This is a genomic window from Shewanella sp. MTB7 (assembly GCF_027571385.1).
Taxonomy (GTDB): domain Bacteria; phylum Pseudomonadota; class Gammaproteobacteria; order Enterobacterales; family Shewanellaceae; genus Shewanella.
In genome coordinates this window covers 2,546,924-2,567,524 of the sequence record NZ_CP085636.1, presented here as the reverse complement: position 1 = coordinate 2,567,524, position 20,601 = coordinate 2,546,924, and the positions used below count along the sequence as shown (strand labels likewise).

Sequence of the window (20,601 nt, the reverse complement as noted above, 5' to 3'; positions counted from 1 at the left end):
AAAAGATGCTGGTTTTTTATTTGCCTAATCTTATACCCAAGCAACTTGGAAAAAGCGATTAGTGGTGATGACCAGCACCACCATGAGCATGTCCATGGGCTATCTCTTCTTCTGTTGCATCTCTTGCATCAACAACCTCAAGATCAAAAGTCAACTCTCGACCTGCTAGTGGGTGATTAACATCGACAGTCGCCATAAACTTACCGACTTTAACCACAGTCACTTGACGTTGACCTTGATCCGTATTTAATAGTGCGTGCATCCCCGCTTTCCACACTTTCTCACCTTGAAGGTGCTTCACTGATACCCGTTGAATGGCTTCTTCATCACGAATACCGTAGGTGGTTTCAGGTGCTAGAGTGACAGAAAACTTCTCACCTATGGTTTTATCGGCAATGGCATCTTCAACACCTGGCATCATATTGTCGTGACCGTGCAGATAGGCGATAGGATCTAAGCCTTCATTGGTCTCCAATATTTCACCCTGTTCATCACGTAATGTATAGTTAAACTGAACTACCATGTCGTTTTTAATGCTCATTATCTTTCCTCAACCATAATACTGACTTAAATTTTGGAAACGAAGCTTACCAAAACTCCTCAATTACCACTAGTATTTATCTGAGTGTTCTAAGAGCTTGACCTCGAGCAGAGTTCGCTATTTTACTGCACGCCTAATGCATTAAAACTCGCTTCACTCGGAAAGCCATCAGCTATTAAGCCCGCTGAACGTTGAAACTGACGTAATCCTGATTTTGAGTTTGTTCCCATAACGCCGTCGGGTTTACCCACGTCAAACCCTTTCTCATTGAGCTTAACTTGTAACAACTTAACCCTATTTCGACTTAAATTATCTTGCTTAGGTGGTGCTACAGTTAAACTGATACCACCGTTAATACGATCCGCCAAATGACCTACTGCAATGGCATAAAAAATTGAACGATTCCAGCGCATGATCACATCGAAGTTCTTGTATCCAAGAAACGCAGGGCCAGTATAGCCGGCCGGAAGATAAAGAGTTGCCATCATGTCAGGTGTAGATAGAGGTTTCCCATCGTTTTTCATCACCCCAATCTCGGCCCACTTTATCAATGTTTGTTCATGACTCTTACCTAAAAACTCATAACTAAAATGCAAGGGCAAGCTTACCTCTCGACCCCAACGTTCATTGCGCTGCCAACCCAGTTGCTGCAGAAAATTAGCAGCTGAAGTCAATGCATCGGTGGTGCTATTCCACAGATCTGCCTTACCATCACCGTCTCCATCAACGGCATAAGCGGTATATGCCGATGGCATAAATTGGGTATGACCCATTGCACCAGCCCACGAACCTACCATCTCAGACGCGTCGAATTGATACTTTTCTTTTAACTTAAGCGCTTTCATCAATTCACCGGTAAAATACTGACTTCTTCTGGGATCGCAAGCTAAGGTAGCCAACGAATCTAACACCGACATTTTGCCTTTATAGGAGCCGAAATTGGTCTCCAAGCCCCAGAAAGCCATTAAATATTGGGCTGGGATCCCATATTCGTCGCTTAACTTCGACAAAAGTTCACTATTCTCCTTCAGTAAACGCCGGCCCTCATTGACACGCCAATCAGTGACCCGTTTACTAAAATAGTTATCAAAAGTTTGGCTAAACTCAGGCTGCTTTTTATCAAGCTCTATAACACGGGCGACATACGTCACTTTGCCTAAGGTATTTTCTATGGTATCGGTGGACAAACCTTGAATTTTGGCCAGTTTTTGCAGTTCAACCACACAAGTAGGAAAATCAGTAGCAAAGGCAAGTGGCGCACTCAAACTCGAAAAAAGTAGCAGGGAAGCTAAAGGGACATATTTAATCATAATGAATACTCCAAGAATGTTGTAGATGAGACAGCCCTAAGATATCGAGCTCAAATTGAGCCATATTTACTATGCTCAAGCAAGATGAAAACCCCCTTAATTGTCAATTTATTGCCTTTTATTTCCTAAACAGAGTGAGAAATGTGACTTTATCATTTATTATGAGTTCAATTTTTATCTTCTAGGAGAGTTAACCAAGTTAATGGGTAAAGATTAACTTGGCGAATAGGCATGATGTCGTATAATGGCTGCGAAAAATAACATACTTAAGAGACCCGTCATGACTGAAGAAAATCCAATATTAGCCAGCTTTATTGAAGATGTTAAACAACACCAAGCCGTCTGGGGGCTTCAAGATGAATCAGGTGAGGGGTGGGTCGTTTGTGACTCTTCTGAATATGAAGATGCAGATGTTATGCCACTCTGGTCAACAGAAGCTCAAGCCAAGATTCACTGTAACGAAGAGTGGGCTGACTATAAGCCTGTTGCTATCGCTTTAACCGAGCTACTTGAGTTCTGGATCTCAGATCTTAATGAAGATGGCGTTTTAATTGGCTTAAACTGGCAAGAAGATCATGATTGTTTGGAATTGGATCCTATCCGACTTGCTAAGTCTTTGGTTAATGTCGAAGAGTAATAATTTATTTCAATTAAATCAAAAGCCTCAGAATGATAAATAAAATTAATGGCGTCAAGCAGGCTAGAATGTGATGACGCTATCTCCCCCTCTTATCGATATTCCATTCGATCTTCGTCATACCTGTTGGTTTTGTGCTGAACCTTGTAATGCTCTATTTAAGTATCATGCTAATAATCACACTCCACACCCAAGCTTAGCAGTGCCCGTTTGTAAAGAATGCTTAAAACTGGCCGAACAGCATAAATTGACCTCTATCTGGGAGTGTCAGAGCGCAGTTAAAGATGAACTGATGCATATATATGCAAAACATCTGGCGATAGGCATTAACTGGACAGAACAGGAGTTAATCGATTCTGAGTTTTCCTGTAAGGTATTTGAAGGATTTAAAAAAAGCGGCTGGATGATGTATCTCATCGCTAGAGATAGAGTCAATGCTCATAGTTGGCCAATAGCCATAGATGGCGTTCCAATAGACACAGATGAGATTAAATCAATATTTGAGTTCGATGGCGTAAAATTCCCCTCACTGGCAAAAGCTGTAAGTCATTACAGTGAAACCTTAGGGTTAGATAAACTTTTTCTTCAAGCGGTAGTGTCGCAAGTCGGTCGATCCCGATTTGGGTATGCTGTTAGACTCTGCCGGATCAATATCGCTTCAAATAAAAGAGTTAAACAAGAAGTATTAAAAGATCTCTCCATTGAGCAAGGAGAAGAGCTAAGTGATTCAACTTGGTTTTAACTGATTAAAAGCCAAATAATAAAGCAGCATAAGCTGCTTTATTATGACTATATTTTATAACTACTTTGATTTTCTAAGACAATCTTGTACTACACCGACCAAGAGATCGGGCTGAAACTTTGAGATGAATCGATCACAACCCACTTTTTCAACCATTGCTTCATTAAAGCTCCCACTCAGAGATGTGTTTAATGCAACAAAGAGAGCACTCATACGTTTATCACTTCGTATCTCAGAGGTGAGTTTATAACCATCCATTTCAGGCATCTCTGCATCGGTTATCAACATTAAGATCTCATCATAAATGGACTTGCCATCATCACACCAACTTTGCAGTAATTTTAATGCCTGAAGGCCATCAGAGACTTCCAGAATCTCAATACCTAAGGGCTCTAACGTCTCTTTAATCTGTCTTCTCGCGGTAGAAGAATCATCTGCAATGAGGATCTTAAGCCCAACCATCTCTTTTGCTAACTCTTCATCCAAAACGCCGTCTGACAGGCGAATATCATAATTAATGATCTCAGCTAACACTTTTTCAACATCGATAATAGACACCATATTGATCACACCATCAATCTCTAATCGACATATAGCGGTCAGGTAATTATGAACACCTGCAGTCTTTGGTGGAGGCAAAATATCACTCCAGGTCATGTTCACAATATGCTCAACTTTACCCACCATAAAGCCCTGAACACTCCGATTATATTCCGTGATAATCAAATTGCGCTCCTGATCATCACTCATAGGTGAAAAACCGATAGCACCTCTTAGATCTATAACAGGTATTGAGGTCCCACGAATATTAGCGACTCCCGAGATATTAGCATGGCTACCAGGTAAAGAACTCAGCGGAGGAAGCTTAACAACCTCTTTGACTTTAAATACATTTATTGCAAATAATTGAGTTGCATTGATCCGAAATAATAGAAGTTCTAAACGGTTTTCACCGACGAGTTTAGTGCGTTGATCAACTGAATCGAGTACTTTTGCCATAATACAAATCTCGGAAAATATGAGACACTTAGTCTCAGACAATAATGCTTATTAATGGTGGCCAGTAAATCCATAGTCGAACTTAAGTCACAATTCGAATAAGATGACATACGTGACACTCACCTACCCATAGATAGTTATATTTTAGCAGCTATAAACACAACAGGAATAATTCTAGAACCATGTTCTTGTACAATTGCCATAATGCCCCTATAAAGGCGCCTGTTCGATAAGTTATACATCAGCTAAATCACCTGTTTTCCACGTAAACCATCGACTTCAGAAGTGACATGAACACTCCCTTTGCCTAGCCTGCTGCTAGCACTGCTGAAAATAACCATACAATTAAGAGACGAAAGCATCTCATTTGCACAACCAATTTCAGACATAACACCTATAAATACTATCACTTATTTAATAAAACAGCAGTTTATGGCTGCTAAATTTTGGTGATATAAACAAAAAATAATTGATTAAATAAATATTGACACTTGGAAATCGACAGGTATACTGACAATAGATTTTGAGTACCCTAGTTAAAGTAGTTTGCTTTTTGTTTGACCCTCTCGTCAATGCCTCGCAAAAATATTAATACACCTGGTTTGCATCTAAAAACTGGTCATATTACGGTCCTACTACTATGATTAAATCTGACTAAATCAATGAACTTCAAATCTAGACTGTTACAAACACTAACATTTATAGATAGAAAATAGTCTTGATTAAGATTCAGAAGCTAAGTAGGCTCAAATCGAACCCTAAATTAGTCTTTCGCAAAAATGCTAAGGATATTTATAATTACATATACACTGCCAATAAAGCAGTACAACAATAAAAAGGAGTATGACATATGTCGTACAACGTAAATGGTCATGAGATCACAGTTAGTTTTCCGGTAAATTCTATTTCTCTAAACAAGTCTTCTATCGCATTCACCGATAGTCTTGGGAAAAATAGACAAACATTTTCAAAGCGTACAGAAGCATTAACGTTTATGAAATGGTTGCTTTCAAGCAACAAGTAAATCAAAAACAAGTTATAAAAGTTAACATTATGCAATTCGATACTCTCCTCTCATTAGTATCGAGTGTTCTTTAAAAGAACAGATAGGACTGACTTCATTACGTCGGCTATTAAGCATTAAAGCAGCATCTACCTTTGGTCTAGGCCGTATCAATTTCACAGATACTTAGCCTGACCAACTGGTAAAAACTTCAAATATTTCCTTTCAAACCTAAACTCTTAATACTCATTATCCAAATTTACGTTTATACCTTGGTAACATGCTGGTATTGCCTAATAAACCACCTTGATGTATATACATAATTGGATCTTGTTTACCTCTCTTTCTTAGGTATTCTTCAAGCGTCAACCAACCGATAGGGTCATATAAGAGTTCAAACTCAATTCCCTGCTCACCAACATGTTTCCACATGTCATAGCATTCACGATATAGTTTGCCAAAATGGTATTTTCTCGACAAAGAGACAATTTGCGGATGAAATTTCTCTATCTGACAAAGATCAGTAAACTGTAGGCTCAAATAATCATCTCCCCCCACACATGCACAAGTCAACACTCGGATATTTACACCTGACTGGATAAAATGCTTATTAAGAAACAGTGCAGTTGTACCTGTGCCAGAAGGAAGAAATACGGTTAAATTGGGATGCTCAGTTTGAACTGCCCAGTCAATGATCTCTTTAGCCAATTGAGCAACACCAAATTCAGCGTACTCACAACGTCCTCCTTCGGGAACAAATAATGCGTTGGGCTCATTAACTAATACAACTTCTTCTATATATTGTGCACTGTCACGACCAGCTCTATCCGGCTGCTCACTAAGGTCAATCACATTTGCCCCGTTTTGACATGCAGCAACATAGTTGCCCTCTGTTTGGATCTTAATTTGTGCAGCAATATGATCCACATAAAAGTCTAAATCCCAGCCCCGAAGTTTAGCTAATGCCGACATAGAGTAAAGAGAGTTAGCTTGAGGCGATCCGTAACCGATTAGTTTATTTGCTCCAGGAAAATCATGGGCAAGAAAATAAGCAAACTTGCGCGCCTTATTGCCAGAAAACTCTGGATGTAGAAGATCATCACGTTTAATAAAAATCTCTCTGTCAAACATGTTTATTGAATCTACAGGTGTATTGCTTAACTTCATATAGAGATAAACCGTCAAATCGTATTTCCTAACGCATTTTACCACTTAGATCAGTTGAGCAAAATAGCCAATCACGAGTATTTCTGACTAATAAGACAGAGCCAACAAATAATAAAACCCAACAATTACAGCAAGATGAAAACTTGGCACAAAAATAGCTTAATAAAAAATATTAATCATGAAAAGTATACTCACCTATGATCTTTTTATGAGTCTATATCTTTAATTATGGAGTTATTAATGGCCGTTTTACGTTTGATATTTAACATCGCTTGGTTTGTTCTTGGTGGTTTCGTGATGGGACTTGCCTGGTGGTTCGCAGGTTTACTTTGTTATATTAGTATTATAGGCATTCCATTCGGGAGAGCATGCTTTGTTATTGGTGAGATGACATTCTGGCCATTTGGCCAAGACCATATGAATCGAAAAAATCTCACTGGTAACGAAGATATTGGAACAGGCGCTTTCGGAACTATTGGGAATATAGTCTGGTTTCTACTTTTTGGGATCTGGCTTGCCATTGGTCACCTGACTCATGCGCTAGCCTGTTTCGTTACAATTATAGGTATTCCATTTGGTATACAGCACCTTAAATTGGCCATATTGAGCTTAACACCAATAGGACAAACTGTTGTCACAAGGGCGTAAAGCTTACATTTCTATCTGCTAGATCTATTCTGGCCCTCGAGTGGGCCAAAATAGATAATAGGGTATCTAAATAACTAAAGTGACGTCATCGATACGACACTCAAAATGACCATATTGAGTAAAAAAACACCTTAAAAACCTATTTATTTGTTCTATTTTCTATATAAGTTGAAAGCATTGAGTCTTCATCAATTTTGGCAAGTCCAGCGTTGACAATATCACGCCAGAAATGCCCTTGCGGGCTATTAGTTAACGCGATAGTTAGTTGTTTATTTTCTAATATATTTCTATTTACTTGTACTTTATTGCTCAGAGGTTTTAACTCTTTTTGTAAAAGTAGGAACTGCAGCACATTAACATCCATCACTGCAGCATCAATTCTGGCAGTAGCCACTTTAGTCAAATTATGTTCATCAGAATTAACCACTTCAACCTTTTGAGTTCCTAGTTTTATCATAGCATCGAGCTCTACTGTATTCACATAGTCACTGACAACACCTAGGGTGTATTGATTAAGATCTGCCATTTTTGACCAGCCTATAGGATGTAATTGTCGCTCTACTAACCCTAAAGGACTGGTACCTAATACATCGGAAAAAACAAATTTTTCAGTTGGATAGATATATGCGGGTAGGTAACCTTCATATTTAGAATTGTTTCTATTAACCAACCTCACAGCTCGACTCCAGGGATAAAAATCCACAACAAGCTCATGACCCATCACATTAACCGCTGCACGAGTTATCGCAATGATAGCGCCCTGCTCTGCTAACTGACTTCCGGAGTAAGGGGGCCAATGAAGAGAGACTAGATGTAAGGTGTCAGCTTTTATCTGAGTAGCAACAATCCCTCCAAGTATCCCAACGAGAAAACCAAGAGCCATAATGAGTGTTCTGCCTTTACTACCGCGAATTAAACCAGTAGCACCATCGATATTATAATCCCCTTAAAGCAATAAAACGGATTCATTACTCATTAGTGATTTGTTGAAAGTATAGATGATTTAGCTCGAAAATAAATCAACCTTTGTTACAATTTTTGCCTAGCAAAAGAGGGGGAGAATAGTGAGAATATAATGAAAGATGAAGAAGGGGAAGCTGCTTATGCTACGAAAGACTGCCATAACAGTCCTAGGTGGAGGACTCACATTACTAGGAGCTGCACTGCTCATTTTACCAGGACCCGCTTGGTTACTGTTACCGATAGGCTTAGCCATTTTAAGCCTAGAATATCCTTGGGCTAAAACTTGGTTACGTAAAAGTCAGAAACAATTGTCGACATCAGCTGCATGGCTTGATAGAAAAATGCTGCTGTGGAGCATAAAACGTTAACTCGTTTATATCGCAAGCATACTTAACCATCAAGTTCACACTTTACAAGCAAAGTTTGAACTTGAGCTAAGATCCTATCTAAAATTCACATTCTTGTCCGAGATCTACTTCACTAAAAATCAATCCAAATATGCGATAGTCCCTATCTAAACAAAGTGTTATAAAAGTATGTGAGAACTGAATATTATGTTTACGTCGATAAATTTAATCGAATTAAACATCTTAATCAAAGGTCTATTATGAAACCATTTTCTCCCTTAGCACTTGCCATTATTGCTGCAATTTGCACCTCTCCAGTTATGGCTAAAGAACCTATTGAGATCATTAAATCTACAATGATCACTGAGCCAGAAAAAGTTGAGTTGGGTAAGATGCTTTTTTTCGAACCACGGCTATCAATGTCTGGATTTATTTCGTGTAACTCTTGTCATAACCTCTCCACTGGTGGTGTAGATGCATTACCAACTTCAATTGGTCATAATTGGCAAGAGGGTCCAATCAACTCACCGACAGTATTAAATGCTGAATATGGGTTAGCACAGTTTTGGGACGGTCGTGCTAAAGATCTCAAAGAACAAGCTGGCGGTCCTATTGCCAATCCAAAAGAGATGGGCTTCTCTCACGATCTTGCCGTGTCAACTATCGACTCTATGCCAGCGTACAAAGCAAGATTTGAAAATGTATATGGTGATAGTAAGATATCAATTGACAACATTACCGATGCTATAGCCGCCTTTGAAAAAACACTGGTGACCCCAAACAGTCCTTTTGATCAGTACTTATTGGGTAACAAATCTGCGATTTCTGATGAAGCCACCGCCGGATATCAACTATTTAAAAACAAAGGTTGCGTGAGCTGTCACAACGGCCCAGCTGTTGGGGGAACCATGTACATGAAGATGGGATTAATCAAACCATTCCATACTAAAAACCCGGCAGAAGGTCGAATTGCGGTAACTGGTAATGCGGCAGATATGAACGTATTTAAAGTGCCGACATTACGAAATATTGAGTTAACCTACCCATACTTCCATGACGGTGCAATTTGGAGCTTAGAAGAAGCCATTAATGTTATGGCCGAAATTCAGTTAGGACAAAAGTTGTCAAAGCAGGAAAATATAGAGATGATCGCGTTTCTTAAATCATTAACTGGCGATCAACCTCAAATAGTCTTGCCTATTTTACCGCCGTCGAATGCGAATACACCAAGACCAGTTCCATTTGCTGAGTAATTTACGCAAATAAAACTAAAATAGAGATACTAGCAAAAGTTGGCATCTCTATGCATTTAACTTTAATGAAATACAGTTAAACCTCTCCAAGATCGCAAGTAATACCCCTCTACGACGCATATTGTCCATCACTCCTGGACTAAATTGTTCTAAACGGGTCATGGCTGTAAGTAATAGCTGACATTCATATAAACTAGCATCGGCAATGTATTCCGGCCTGTCGACTAAATGGCTATTGTGATACCAATCATCCCAATCAAAATTAGTTAATAACAAACGATATTCTGATAACTCTTCTATAAACTCATGCAGTTTACGTCCAGAGTTTACGTACTCTCCACAAGCTAAATCACTCACATATTTAGTATAATGTTCTGAGATATGACTGAGTAGTATCTGATTCATCTGATGCCTCCTTCAAACTGATAAAGCAATATTCTTGTTAATAAAAGAGCTTTTCTCTTCAATTATTAAGAGAAGCTGCATATGCCGTACCATCTATAGAGTTATCTTAAAGCTGGACATCTGAACCTAAGCTTAACAATACGAATAATTGATGAAGCAAGATCACTCTTTATTTCCATCACATACATGAGCTTAACTTTATAGTCAGTTTAAATTGGAACTAAAATCGATTATCAAAATGTCGAGAGAAATTTGAGTTTTTATTTGAATGAGAAATCAAATTTTTGACATATTCAACAAAATAAAACGCTAAATTTCATATTGCAATGCAATTTAGTTAGCCAAACTGCGTTTTCGCAAACTCATCCAGTATAAACTGGGTAAATAATAGACCAGCCTTTCCTAATGGTCTTTCCATCGTGGATACCAACTTTGGACTAAAGCTATATCGACTGCCACCATTAAAATCAACTTCAACCATCTCACCGCTCTCAAGTTCCTTATGTATAAGAAAATCAGGCATCCAGCCGAAACCAAGCCCAATCTTAAGTGCATTTTTCTTCATGATAAAATCTGAAAGATAAAAAACCTTATCACCACCAAACTGCAACTCGTCTTGATAATTAATATCGGGGGAGGAGTCTTCAATCGTTAACTCCACATGCCTTTGCAATTCAAGTAAAGAGATACGTTTTTCTGACGCGAGGGGATGTGTTGCACACACGACAAGAATACTGCTGATATCAGGAAGTGATTGTGGACGATAGTTTGGCCCAGTTCGGTAGTCTTTCACTAACATCAAATCAGCATGATCTCGCTCAAATCGAGCCTGCACACCACCTAAAAACTCAACATTCAACTGGATTTTTGTGGGGATTTGTTCCGATGCCATACGCTTTAATGCCTTCATGATGGGGTCCATAGGCAAAGCACCATCGACGATGAGTTCAAGCTTAGGCTCCCAACCATCACTGAACTTGCTGGCTAAATGTTCAATGTTGGCAAGGTACTGCAACAGCTTTTGACCTTCAGCAAGAATAACTTTGCCTTCTGGCGTTAATTCAGCACGATACTGATCACGACAAAAAAGGTTTACACCTAAGTGTTGCTCAAGCTTTTTTACTTGGTAACTCACCGCTGACTGTGCCTTATGTAAACGCTCTGCAGCCTTAGCAAAGCTCCCCTCTTGAACTAAAACCTCTAGAACTTTAAAAGCATCGACATCGATCCGCATATGACCTCCAAGATGTAAACTTAAAAATACCATCAGATATTTAGATTGAAACAAGCTAATTATTATTCTTTTCTTTGTTCATGTCACCTACTAGATTGATACTTAGATCACACTGAATGCTTTGCTTAGTTCATGCCTCAACAAAGAAATTGTCATGAACAGAGTGAAGATAATGAATAAGGATAAGAAAATGGCAAGCGAAAAAAATCCACTGGGATTACTAGGCATCGAATTTACTGAGTTTGCCACACCTGAGCTTGATTTCATGCATCAGGTATTTATCGATTTTGGCTTCTCTAAATTAAAAAAGAGTAAGACAAAAGAGATTGCCTACTATAAACAGAATGATATCAATTTCTTGCTTAATAGTGAGCGAAGTGGGTTTTCTTCTGAGTTTGCTAAAAGTCATGGGCCAGCTATTTGTTCTATGGGCTGGCGTGTGGAAGATGCCAAATTTGCTTTCGAAGGTGCTGTCGCTCGTGGTGCAAAACCTGCAGAGGAAGCCAGTAAAGATCATCCATACCCTGCCATTTACGGCATTGGTGATAGTTTGATCTATTTTATCGATATCTTTGGTGAAGAGAACAACATCTATCAAAATGATTTTGTTGACCTTGAAGATCCAATTATTACTCAAGAAAAAGGCTTCACCGAAGTCGACCACCTCACCAATAATGTCTACCAAGGTACAATGGAATACTGGTCAAATTTCTATAAGGATATATTTGGCTTCACCGAAGTTCGTTACTTTGATATTAAAGGTTCTCAAACTGCTTTGGTCTCATACGCTTTGCGTTCACCAGATGGAAGCTTCTGTATTCCAATCAATGAAGGTAAAGGCAGCGAGAAAAATCAGATAGATGAATACCTAAGAGAGTACGATGGTCCAGGTGTACAGCACTTAGCTTTTAGAAGCCGAGATATCGTCGCATCACTCGATGCGATGGAAGGTTCGTCAATCCAAACTTTAGATATTATCCCTGAGTACTACGAAACTATTTTTGAAAAATTACCGCAAGTAACTGAAGACAGAGAGCGCATCAAACATCATCAGATTTTAATCGATGGTGATGAAGATGGGTATCTACTGCAGATTTTCACTAAAAACCTATTTGGTCCGATTTTTATCGAAATTATACAGCGTAAAAATAACCTTGGATTTGGTGAAGGTAACTTTACCGCGCTATTCCAGTCAATCGAACGTGACCAGCAACGTCGTGGTGTTCTATAAAAGAGTTAGTTTTCATCATAACCTGAGCTAATTGTTTGCACATTTAGCATTAACACGATACCAATTGGTATTAAACCAGCCCAAGTGGCTGGTTTTTTGTTTTCACTAACCCAGTATAGGTATAAAATCCCTTCCCTTATCACTTAACTGTAATCTTAAAATGCCAGATCTCGCTCTACTTGCGGTATTTTTACCGACGTTCTTCTTCGTTTCCATTACACCTGGAATGTGCATGACTTTAGCCATGACGTTAGGCATGAGCATCGGTATTCGTCGTACACTATGGATGATGGTAGGTGAACTTGCCGGCGTTGCTTTAGTTGCTATAGCCGCAGTCATGGGCGTAGCCAGCATTATGCTTAATTACCCCCAAATATTTGAACTCTTAAAATGGATTGGTGGGATCTATTTAGCCTACATAGGTGTTCAGATGTGGCGCGCTAAAGGCAAAATGGCAAAACTCGATGAGCAATCCTCTAGGATCAGTAATGGTACTCTAATTTCACAAGGGTTTATTACTGCCATCGCGAATCCTAAGAGTTGGGCCTTTATGATCTCCCTACTCCCGCCTTTCATTAATGTCGATAGAGAGTTAGCTCCACAGTTTATCGCCCTATTAAGCATTATACTTTTCACCGAATTTATCAGTATGATCGCCTATGCTACCGGCGGAAAAAGTTTGAAGATTTTTTTAAGTCGCGGTGACAACATCAAATGGCTGAATCGGATCGCTGGTAGTTTAATGATTGGCGTTGGTGTTTGGCTTGCTCTTGGTTAGCGGTTAGATTTAAAAGGTAAAATCTTAGTCATTTCTTCTATATAGCAAGTTGTCTGAGCCTTTTCTTGATGAATAAAATGCTCAATTGCATCACGAAATGCAGGGTGAGCAATCTCGTGATTTGAGTGGATGTCTATCGGCTCAAATCCACGAGAAACCTTATGTTCCCCCTGAGCTCCGGCATCGAATGTTCGTAAGCCATGTTTAATGCAATATTCGATACCCTGGTAGTAGCAAGCCTCAAAATGTAATCCCTCCACTGTCTCTAGAGTTCCCCAATAACGCCCATAAAGATGCGTATCGCTGCAAAAAAATAGAGCTGAAGCGATAACTCTTACCTCTTGTTGCACTTGGAGCCCATCATGGCTTTCTGCACCAGTAGCCTCCACCACCAACAGTTTAATCTGCTCAGGCATACTTAATGCTAACGCTTTAAAAAAAGCCAAATTAAGATAACCGTAATGACCCGAACGCTTGGCATAGGTCATTTGATAACAGTGGTTAAAGGCTTGCCACTGCACTTCCGTCACTTCATTGGCATCAATAAAACGCATGTTGAGGCCAAGCTGAGCGACTCGACTTCGCTCTTTACGAATAGCTTTACGTTTACGGGAATGCATTCTTGCCAAAAAATCATCGAAATTCTGATATCCATAATTTTGCCAATGAAATTGAGTACCTAGCCGAGTCAGTAAACCTCTCTTTGAATATTGTTCACACTCATCAGAGTCAAGAAACAAAGCATGCCAGCTTGAATATCCACCGAGTTTAATCAGTTCTGATAAACTGTTGATGATTGCTGACCACACTTGCTCAACCTCCTCTTCATTTAACTCTTTACTGACCCCAACTCTTGAACCTGTTACCGGCGTGAAGGGAATGGCATTAACCAGCTTAGGGTAATACTCAATTTGATTACGTTCATAGGCTTCAGCCCATGCCCAATCAAATACATATTCACCATAGGAGTGGGTCTTAGCATAAAGCGGCATAACCACCACACGCAGTTCACCTTTGAAGATCGTAAGATGCATAGGTGTCCAACCCGTTTTAGTGCAAACGCAATGGCTCGACTCCAGAGCAGCTAAATATTCATGGCGAATAAAGGGGTTCACACTCATAGACTTGCCCCGCATCAAGGCATTCCACTCATCAGCAGGGATTAATGAGATTTGCTGGAGGAACTCAATACGTAGCTCTGACATGAATATTTTGACTCACTAAAAATTAAAGAACACCGCTATTCAAATCAGTATAATTAGTTACTCCGATCAGAGCTAGCTAGGATTTTATTTGCTCAAAGATAGTCATAACTTCGCTAGCACTTGCAATTTGTTTTCTTTAACGTCACATTGCAGTGATAATTAATTATAACTAATAACAAGGAAACCTATGCGCGCGTTCAAGTCCTTATTTGTTGCCATGTCGATAGCTATACCTATCATAAATCTGTCTACAGCATTCGTTTCACCAGTAAAAGCAGCTGAAACATCAGTCTACAGCCACATGGCAACAACCCAACCTATATGGGCTAAACATGGCATGGTGTCCAGTCAAGAAGCCTTAGCCACACAAGCTGGCGTTGAGATATTAAGACAAGGTGGTAACGCGGTAGATGCCGCTGTAGCGGTCGGTTTTAGTCTGGCAGTCACCCTCCCTAGAGCAGGAAATATTGGCGGCGGCGGCTTTATGATGGTTCATATTGCAGATCAAAACAAAACCATCGCCATCGATTATCGTGAAATGGCTCCATCAAAAGCCCACAAAGACATTTTCCTTAATGAGCAAGGTGATCCTGTTGCCGCTCTGAGCCGAGAGCACGGTTTAGCCGTTGGCGTCCCCGGCACAGTGATGGGCATGGAGTTGGCACTGGAAAAATATGGCACTATGACCATGAAACAGCTCACTCAAGCGGCAATAAAAATGGCAAAAGATGGCATTTATGTCACTCCAGATCTCTCCACCTCTCTGACGGGCTTAAAACGTCGCATTGCACAGTGGCCAAGTTCGGCGGAAATCTTCTATAAAAACGATGGCAGTGATTATCAGGTAGACGATCTGTTTAAACAGCCTGAGCTAGCCCACTCTCTGACACTTATTGCGCAGCAAGGCAGTAAAGGATTCTATGAAGGTGAAACTGCCGACAAATTAATATCTGCAATTCAACAAGCTGGCGGGATCATGACCTTAGATGATCTGAAACATTATAAGGTCATTGAACGCGAACCTGTTGAGGGAAATTATCGAGGCTATCAGGTCATCTCTATGCCCCCGCCATCATCTGGTGGTGTTCATATCATAGAGATGCTCAACATACTTGAGCAATTCCCTATCGATAAGCTTGGCCATAATACTGCAGCCACCTTGCACTTAATGACTGAATCCATGCGAAGAGCCTATGCTGATCGTAGTGAATACTTAGGTGATCCTGACTTTTACAAGGTCCCCGTACAAGCGCTAATCAACAAAGATTACGCCAAAAAACTCGCCAGTCAAATAGCCGTTAATAAAGCAACGCCCAGCAGTGAGGTAAAGCCTGGCAACTTAGCGCCTTATGAAAGTAACCAGACCACCCATTACTCAGTTGTCGATAAATGGGGCAATGCTGTATCTAATACTTACACCCTTAACTTCAGTTACGGCTCAGGCATGGTGGCAAAAGGAACAGGCATATTGCTCAATAACGAGATGGACGATTTCTCAGCTAAGCCTGGTACGCCTAACGGTTATGGCTTAGTGGGTGGTGATGCTAACGCAGTTGAAGGTAATAAGCGCCCTCTCAGCTCAATGAGTCCAACCATAGTGATGAAGGACGGTAAACCTTTTATCGTCACAGGCAGCCCTGGCGGCTCGCGTATTATCAATACCACTATGCAGATCATCATGAATGTCATCGATCACGATCTTAATATCGCCGAAGCCACCGCTGCGCCGCGTATTCACCATCAGTGGTTACCCGATATATTACGCGTTGAACATAGTTTAAATAGCGACACCATAGAGCTGTTAAGAGCTAAGGGCCATGACGTTAAAGTCAATAATGCCATGGGCTCAACCCAATCTATTATGGTGACAGAGCAAGGCATATTTGGTGCATCTGATCCAAGACGTGCAGGTAGCGAAACCTTAGGTTATTAACTATCTCGTAGTCTGATCAGTTACCTTATTCAAAAAAGTCAGTGAGAATATAAGCACTGGCTTTTTCTATTCAGCCAATTTACCTGTATTGATTAAGCTTTATTGCTCCACCGTAAGTTCGATAAATGCAGCGGTATACATCTTCAAGTTCAGCATAAACTGCTCTTGCGTCATAAACTCATTTTCAGTATGTCCCGTGTACTCTTTCCCTGGCATTGTAGGTCCAAAACTTAAGGCATTAGGAAACAATTTACTGTTAGTTGAGCCACCGATTGCAACTGGTTGTGGATCGTTAACACCGGTAAAATGTGAAAATACAGCCAATAACGTATTCAAATGAGGTGCATCCTCCATGATCATAGGCTTACCCCAATAGGTTTCCACACCGAGTAAGCTAACCCCATGTTTGTTCTGCCACGCCTTAAGTTCCCTAGTGGTTTGAACATCGAGTAACTCAGGTGTTTTGCCCACTGGTCGACGCAAGTTCAACGTCACTTTAGTTCCCCCATCAGTTTGCTCAACCACTGTTGGCGCTAACGTCATCGGCCCCATAAAATCATCCCGATATGCGATATTCCCAAACTTCTCTGCCTCAATGCCCAGCCCAACAAGCTCATGAATAAATGCAAGTGTCAGTGAAGCTTGAGATTTGGGCCAGGGATGACTGGATAATAGCTCAGCTAAATGTGTCACTGCATTCACCCCATCTTCCGGTGAAGAGGAGTGTGCGGCTTTACCATCGGCATAAATTGTCAATTCATTGCCTTGGCGCTCGAAGCGATACAACATTCTTTTCTGCTTTAGCACATCAGCTTTTAACTTAGAGAGTAATGAGGATGACACATTGGATAACGTTGCTCTGGCTTGTTGAGGGATCTGACTAGAGAAATAACCACCGGAGAATGACAGTAACTCAGCGCGATTTTCGACTGGATCTTTGTTAATTATTCCCTTATCGATGTTCGGTACCGTAAACGCTATTTGACTCCAACCTTTTTCGGCAGTCACCACCGGATACTCTGCATCTATGGTGATATTAATTTCAGCTGGAGTATAGGTTTTCAAAAATGCTTTAAGGGGATCCCAATCGGATTCTTCAGCGAGGTAGACCATCAACTCAATACGTTTACTCAACTTAAGTTGCTTATCTTTTATCGATTTCATCGCGTACATAGCAGTGACAATTGCACCTTTATCATCCTCTGTACCGCGGCCGATTAATTGCCCAGGTTGTGAATGAGTATCAAGAATATATGGGTTTTGTGCCCACAATAGCGGGTTAGCAGGTTGGACATCACCATGAGTAATAATCCCTAATTTATCATCATGTTCACCTAAGCCAATTAAGAGCACGTAGCCATGATCTGAATAGCTTAAACCCAGCTCTAGCGTCAATTGTTTGAGCTCCGCCTTAAAACCGATGAATTCTGGATCGTTATCCGGTGTCAGTCCCTCCGTAGCAACCGTCTTAAAACTGACTAATTTGGTCAGGGAATCTACCATCGCTTGTTCGTAAGTTTTAACAGCGTAATCCGCAACAGACTGGGATTGTGGACTTAGCGCCAGTACAGAAAAAGCCATCACACAGCCAAGGGCTAAAATCATCAATTTAGTTAAGTATTTCATGGGCTATCCAATTATTATAATTATCAGGAAACTCTGTTAGTTTGCCATAAAACCAGCCTAATAATGTATAAAAACACAGCACTCAAAACATTTGTTACAAACTAAACATAATTTCAATGGATTTAACACCTTCAATCATGATACTTAAAACGATTAACCTAAAAGAATAAAAACAACTCAACAAAAAATCGGGGATATAAAACTATGAAGGGATTAACCCTCAAACCACTCGCAGCAGCCATTGCACTCACGTTAGCTCTTAGTGCATGTGGTGAAGCGCCATCTACTGCAGAAACTAAGGTTGCAGCTGAAGTCGTTGTAGAGCAGCCCGTTGAAAAAACAGTTGCTAATCCGTTCTTTAAGCCATATGACACCTATTTAGGTATACCTGATTTTGATAAGATCAAATCCGAGCATTACCTACCCGCTTTTAAAGCAGGTATTGCACAAACTAATGCTGAGATCAAAACCATCATCGACAACCCACAAGCACCCACCTTCGCTAATACGATCGAAGCGATGGAGTTTTCAGGTAACCTAACCTCAAAAGTCGCCAGTGTCTTCTATAACCTTACTGGTGCTGATACCAATGATGAACTTCAAGTCATCTCTAAAGAGGTGTCACCTATGCTTTCAGCAGCCAGCGATGACATCTTATTGAATGACAAACTGTTCCAGAAAGTAAAAACCGTGTATGAGCAACGTAAAACGTTAAACCTCAACACAGCCCAAGCAAAGCTATTGGAAGACACTTATAAGTCTTTCACTCGCGGTGGCGCCAACCTAAACGAAGCAGATAAAACAACACTACGAGCATTGAATGATCAGATAGGTAAATTAAGCCTAGAGTTTGGTGACAACTTATTGGCCGAAACCAATGCATTTGAACTAGTGATCGACAATGAAGCCGATCTAGCGGGTTTACCAAGCGATGTGATCAGCACTGCCGCCCAAACAGCAACGAAGCGTGGTCATGAAGGCAAGTGGGTATTCACCACATCTCGCCCCTCTATCACACCATTTTTGACCTACGCTGATAATCGTGAACTTCGCGAAAAAATCTACAAGGGCTATGTTGAGCGTGGTAACAATAACAACGCCAATGATAACAAGAAAATCTTAGCCAAAATGGCGGCGCTTCGTGCAGAGCGTGCTCAACTGTTAGGTTACAAAACACACGCCCATTTAGTACTCGAAGAACGCACTGCACAAACCCCCGAAAACGTCTATGACTTGCTGGACAAGGTATGGCCCGCGGCATTAGGTCAAGCTAAAGCTGAAGTTGCAGTGATGCAAGAGCTTATCGATGAGCAAGGTGGCGACTTCAAACTTTCTGCTTGGGATTGGGATTATTATGCCGACAAAATTCGCGTCGCGAAATACAGCTTTAATGAGCAACAAACTCGACCTTACTTTTCACTGGAAAACACCTTAAAAGGCGTGTTCTATACGGCTAATCGTCTATTTGGCATCACAGTAAAAGAGCGTACCGATCTACCAAAATATAATGATGACGTGCGTACATGGGAAGTGTATGACAAAGATGGCTCGTTAATGGCTATCTTTATGGGTGACTATTACGTGCGTGACAGTAAACGTGGTGGTGCTTGGATGAACTCGTATCGTCAGCAATATGATATGAATGGTGTCGATTCTATGCCTATTATCGTCAACGTACTTAACTACCCTCGCCCAGTTGGCGACGAGCCATCTCTGCTCACTTTCGATGAAGCAAGCACACTCTTCCATGAGTTTGGCCATGCGCTACACGGTATGTTATCCGATGTAAATTATCGCTCACAGGCAGGAACATCTGTACCGCGTGACTATGTAGAGTTTCCATCACAAGTGATGGAAAACTGGATGACCCAGCCTGAAGTCCTTGCTCAGTTCGCTAAACATTATAAAACCGGTGAAGTGATCCCTCAGGAACTGGTTCAGAAAATTCAAGCGGCAAGTAAATTTAACCAGGGATTCGCAACGGTTGAGTATATGGCGGCAACTAAACTTGATTTAGACTGGCACACGCTGACAGACTTCACGCCAAAAGATGCGACAGTATTTGAAGCGGCCTCACTCAATAAAATGGGTTTAATTGGTGAGATAGCACCTCGTTATCGTAGTACTTACTTCGCACATATCTTCTCAGGTGGGTATTCTGCGGGCTACTATAGCTACCTTTGGTCTGATATTTTAGGCGCCGATGCTTTTGAAGCCTTTAAAGAGAATGGTATTTTCGATAAAGCCACTGCAGATGCATTCAGAAACACCGTGCTATCACAGGGTGGAAGTGAAGATCCGATGAAACTTTATAAAGAGTTCCGCGGTAAAGAAGCGGGGATCGACCCACTACTTCGCAGTCGCGGGTTGCTATCGGACTAATTTAACAAACTGGCATATGATTTATATTAAAGCACGGTGTTTACCGTGCTTTTTTATAAATACAACAAATTCACTTTCCCCAACCAAACCACCGTAAAAAAGCAACAGCTTAAACACAAGTGTATCCACTCGGTCATCATACAATTAACTGGATGTGATAAAGATCAATATCATTACTTTTCATATCATTAGAATCC

At 40.6% G+C, this 20,601-nt stretch carries 19 protein-coding genes; 10 read left to right on the top strand and 9 right to left on the bottom strand.

The window, feature by feature from the left end:
- Positions 1–58 precede the first annotated feature (58 nt).
- Positions 59–541: an FKBP-type peptidyl-prolyl cis-trans isomerase gene (locus HWQ47_RS10865; RefSeq protein WP_269971133.1), complete on the bottom strand. Its 483-nt coding sequence runs from the start codon at positions 539–541 to the stop codon at positions 59–61.
- A 122-nt stretch (positions 542–663) separates the two neighbouring features.
- A complete protein-coding gene (locus HWQ47_RS10860; RefSeq protein WP_269971132.1) occupies positions 664–1,851 on the bottom strand; it encodes a lytic murein transglycosylase in 1,188 nt (395 codons plus the stop codon).
- A 280-nt stretch (positions 1,852–2,131) separates the two neighbouring features.
- On the opposite strand from HWQ47_RS10860, the gene HWQ47_RS10855 reads away from it, so the two are divergent.
- Positions 2,132–2,488 (top strand): DUF2750 domain-containing protein, encoded by a 357-nt coding sequence (locus HWQ47_RS10855; protein WP_269971131.1) that lies wholly within the window; start codon positions 2,132–2,134, stop codon positions 2,486–2,488.
- 73 nt (positions 2,489–2,561) lie between these two features.
- Positions 2,562–3,230, top strand: coding sequence for a hypothetical protein (locus tag HWQ47_RS10850; protein ID WP_269971130.1), 669 nt, complete (start codon positions 2,562–2,564; stop codon positions 3,228–3,230).
- A 60-nt stretch (positions 3,231–3,290) separates the two neighbouring features.
- Here HWQ47_RS10850 and HWQ47_RS10845 read toward each other — a convergent pair whose 3' ends face one another.
- Positions 3,291–4,229 (bottom strand): chemotaxis protein CheV, encoded by a 939-nt coding sequence (locus tag HWQ47_RS10845; RefSeq protein ID WP_269971129.1) that lies wholly within the window; start codon positions 4,227–4,229, stop codon positions 3,291–3,293.
- Positions 4,230–5,079: 850 nt separating this feature from the next.
- Here HWQ47_RS10845 and HWQ47_RS10840 point away from each other — a divergent pair.
- Positions 5,080–5,253 (top strand): hypothetical protein, encoded by a 174-nt coding sequence (locus tag HWQ47_RS10840; protein WP_012324572.1) that lies wholly within the window; start codon positions 5,080–5,082, stop codon positions 5,251–5,253.
- Between the two features lie 228 nt (positions 5,254–5,481).
- Here HWQ47_RS10840 and HWQ47_RS10835 read toward each other — a convergent pair whose 3' ends face one another.
- Positions 5,482–6,399 (bottom strand): 1-aminocyclopropane-1-carboxylate deaminase/D-cysteine desulfhydrase, encoded by a 918-nt coding sequence (locus tag HWQ47_RS10835; RefSeq protein ID WP_269971128.1) that lies wholly within the window; start codon positions 6,397–6,399, stop codon positions 5,482–5,484.
- 240 nt (positions 6,400–6,639) lie between these two features.
- Between HWQ47_RS10835 and HWQ47_RS10830 the strand changes: the two genes are divergently transcribed.
- The gene (locus HWQ47_RS10830) at positions 6,640–7,047 is read left to right on the top strand and encodes a YccF domain-containing protein (RefSeq protein ID WP_269971127.1); all 408 of its coding nucleotides are present in this window, start codon (positions 6,640–6,642) and stop codon (positions 7,045–7,047) included.
- A gap of 139 nt (positions 7,048–7,186) precedes the next feature.
- Here the strand turns inward: HWQ47_RS10830 and HWQ47_RS10825 are convergent, their stop codons facing one another.
- Positions 7,187–7,930, bottom strand: coding sequence for a substrate-binding periplasmic protein (locus HWQ47_RS10825; protein ID WP_269971126.1), 744 nt, complete (start codon positions 7,928–7,930; stop codon positions 7,187–7,189).
- Positions 7,931–8,150: 220 nt separating this feature from the next.
- Between HWQ47_RS10825 and HWQ47_RS10820 the strand changes: the two genes are divergently transcribed.
- Positions 8,151–8,378 carry a PGPGW domain-containing protein gene (locus HWQ47_RS10820; RefSeq protein WP_269971125.1) on the top strand — a complete coding sequence of 76 codons (228 nt, stop codon included), beginning with the start codon at positions 8,151–8,153 and terminating at the stop codon, positions 8,376–8,378.
- 299 nt (positions 8,379–8,677) lie between these two features.
- Positions 8,678–9,610 (top strand): cytochrome-c peroxidase, encoded by a 933-nt coding sequence (locus HWQ47_RS10815; RefSeq protein ID WP_442802047.1) that lies wholly within the window; start codon positions 8,678–8,680, stop codon positions 9,608–9,610.
- 48 nt (positions 9,611–9,658) lie between these two features.
- On the opposite strand, the gene HWQ47_RS10810 is transcribed toward HWQ47_RS10815, so the two are convergent.
- Both HWQ47_RS10810 and HWQ47_RS10805 read right to left on the bottom strand, forming a co-directional pair.
- Positions 9,659–10,015: a DUF6508 domain-containing protein gene (locus HWQ47_RS10810; protein ID WP_269971123.1), complete on the bottom strand. Its 357-nt coding sequence runs from the start codon at positions 10,013–10,015 to the stop codon at positions 9,659–9,661.
- Between the two features lie 337 nt (positions 10,016–10,352).
- Complete coding sequence (locus HWQ47_RS10805) at positions 10,353–11,249, bottom strand: LysR family transcriptional regulator (protein WP_269971122.1); 897 nt, start codon at positions 11,247–11,249, stop codon at positions 10,353–10,355.
- Positions 11,250–11,439: 190 nt separating this feature from the next.
- Between HWQ47_RS10805 and hppD the strand changes: the two genes are divergently transcribed.
- Entirely contained in the window at positions 11,440–12,480 is a 1,041-nt protein-coding gene (gene hppD, locus HWQ47_RS10800) for a 4-hydroxyphenylpyruvate dioxygenase (RefSeq protein WP_269971121.1), read from the top strand.
- A 160-nt stretch (positions 12,481–12,640) separates the two neighbouring features.
- Positions 12,641–13,258: a LysE family translocator gene (locus HWQ47_RS10795; protein ID WP_269971120.1), complete on the top strand. Its 618-nt coding sequence runs from the start codon at positions 12,641–12,643 to the stop codon at positions 13,256–13,258.
- On the opposite strand, the gene HWQ47_RS10790 is transcribed toward HWQ47_RS10795, so the two are convergent.
- On the bottom strand, positions 13,255–14,463 hold the full coding sequence (locus HWQ47_RS10790) for a GNAT family N-acetyltransferase (RefSeq protein ID WP_269971119.1): 1,209 nt from the start codon (positions 14,461–14,463) through the stop codon (positions 13,255–13,257). The genes HWQ47_RS10795 and HWQ47_RS10790 overlap by 4 nt on opposite strands.
- Before the next feature lie 217 nt (positions 14,464–14,680).
- Between HWQ47_RS10790 and ggt the strand changes: the two genes are divergently transcribed.
- Positions 14,681–16,396, top strand: a complete 1,716-nt coding sequence (gene ggt, locus HWQ47_RS10785; RefSeq protein WP_442802046.1) for a gamma-glutamyltransferase — start codon at positions 14,681–14,683, stop codon at positions 16,394–16,396.
- Between the two features lie 99 nt (positions 16,397–16,495).
- On the opposite strand, the gene HWQ47_RS10780 is transcribed toward ggt, so the two are convergent.
- Complete coding sequence (locus HWQ47_RS10780) at positions 16,496–18,022, bottom strand: dipeptidase (protein ID WP_269971117.1); 1,527 nt, start codon at positions 18,020–18,022, stop codon at positions 16,496–16,498.
- A 204-nt stretch (positions 18,023–18,226) separates the two neighbouring features.
- Here HWQ47_RS10780 and HWQ47_RS10775 point away from each other — a divergent pair, with 204 nt between their 5' ends.
- Positions 18,227–20,404, top strand: coding sequence for a M3 family metallopeptidase (locus HWQ47_RS10775; protein ID WP_269971116.1), 2,178 nt, complete (start codon positions 18,227–18,229; stop codon positions 20,402–20,404).
- Positions 20,405–20,601 lie beyond the last annotated feature (197 nt).

What these genes read in the sequence shown, in the direction of transcription:
- HWQ47_RS10865 (WP_269971133.1), bottom strand. Translation starts at nt 541, where the DNA reads ATGAGCATTAAAAACGACATGGTAGTTCAGTTTAACTATACATTACGT.
- HWQ47_RS10860 (WP_269971132.1), bottom strand. Translation starts at nt 1,851, where the DNA reads ATGATTAAATATGTCCCTTTAGCTTCCCTGCTACTTTTTTCGAGTTTG.
- HWQ47_RS10855 (WP_269971131.1), top strand. Translation starts at nt 2,132, where the DNA reads ATGACTGAAGAAAATCCAATATTAGCCAGCTTTATTGAAGATGTTAAA.
- HWQ47_RS10850 (WP_269971130.1), top strand. Translation starts at nt 2,562, where the DNA reads ATGACGCTATCTCCCCCTCTTATCGATATTCCATTCGATCTTCGTCAT.
- HWQ47_RS10845 (WP_269971129.1), bottom strand. Translation starts at nt 4,229, where the DNA reads ATGGCAAAAGTACTCGATTCAGTTGATCAACGCACTAAACTCGTCGGT.
- HWQ47_RS10840 (WP_012324572.1), top strand. Translation starts at nt 5,080, where the DNA reads ATGTCGTACAACGTAAATGGTCATGAGATCACAGTTAGTTTTCCGGTA.
- HWQ47_RS10835 (WP_269971128.1), bottom strand. Translation starts at nt 6,399, where the DNA reads ATGAAGTTAAGCAATACACCTGTAGATTCAATAAACATGTTTGACAGA.
- HWQ47_RS10830 (WP_269971127.1), top strand. Translation starts at nt 6,640, where the DNA reads ATGGCCGTTTTACGTTTGATATTTAACATCGCTTGGTTTGTTCTTGGT.
- HWQ47_RS10825 (WP_269971126.1), bottom strand. Translation starts at nt 7,930, where the DNA reads ATGGCTCTTGGTTTTCTCGTTGGGATACTTGGAGGGATTGTTGCTACT.
- HWQ47_RS10820 (WP_269971125.1), top strand. Translation starts at nt 8,151, where the DNA reads ATGCTACGAAAGACTGCCATAACAGTCCTAGGTGGAGGACTCACATTA.
- HWQ47_RS10815 (WP_442802047.1), top strand. Translation starts at nt 8,678, where the DNA reads ATGGCTAAAGAACCTATTGAGATCATTAAATCTACAATGATCACTGAG.
- HWQ47_RS10810 (WP_269971123.1), bottom strand. Translation starts at nt 10,015, where the DNA reads ATGAATCAGATACTACTCAGTCATATCTCAGAACATTATACTAAATAT.
- HWQ47_RS10805 (WP_269971122.1), bottom strand. Translation starts at nt 11,249, where the DNA reads ATGCGGATCGATGTCGATGCTTTTAAAGTTCTAGAGGTTTTAGTTCAA.
- hppD (WP_269971121.1), top strand. Translation starts at nt 11,440, where the DNA reads ATGGCAAGCGAAAAAAATCCACTGGGATTACTAGGCATCGAATTTACT.
- HWQ47_RS10795 (WP_269971120.1), top strand. Translation starts at nt 12,641, where the DNA reads ATGCCAGATCTCGCTCTACTTGCGGTATTTTTACCGACGTTCTTCTTC.
- HWQ47_RS10790 (WP_269971119.1), bottom strand. Translation starts at nt 14,463, where the DNA reads ATGTCAGAGCTACGTATTGAGTTCCTCCAGCAAATCTCATTAATCCCT.
- ggt (WP_442802046.1), top strand. Translation starts at nt 14,681, where the DNA reads ATGTCGATAGCTATACCTATCATAAATCTGTCTACAGCATTCGTTTCA.
- HWQ47_RS10780 (WP_269971117.1), bottom strand. Translation starts at nt 18,022, where the DNA reads ATGAAATACTTAACTAAATTGATGATTTTAGCCCTTGGCTGTGTGATG.
- HWQ47_RS10775 (WP_269971116.1), top strand. Translation starts at nt 18,227, where the DNA reads ATGAAGGGATTAACCCTCAAACCACTCGCAGCAGCCATTGCACTCACG.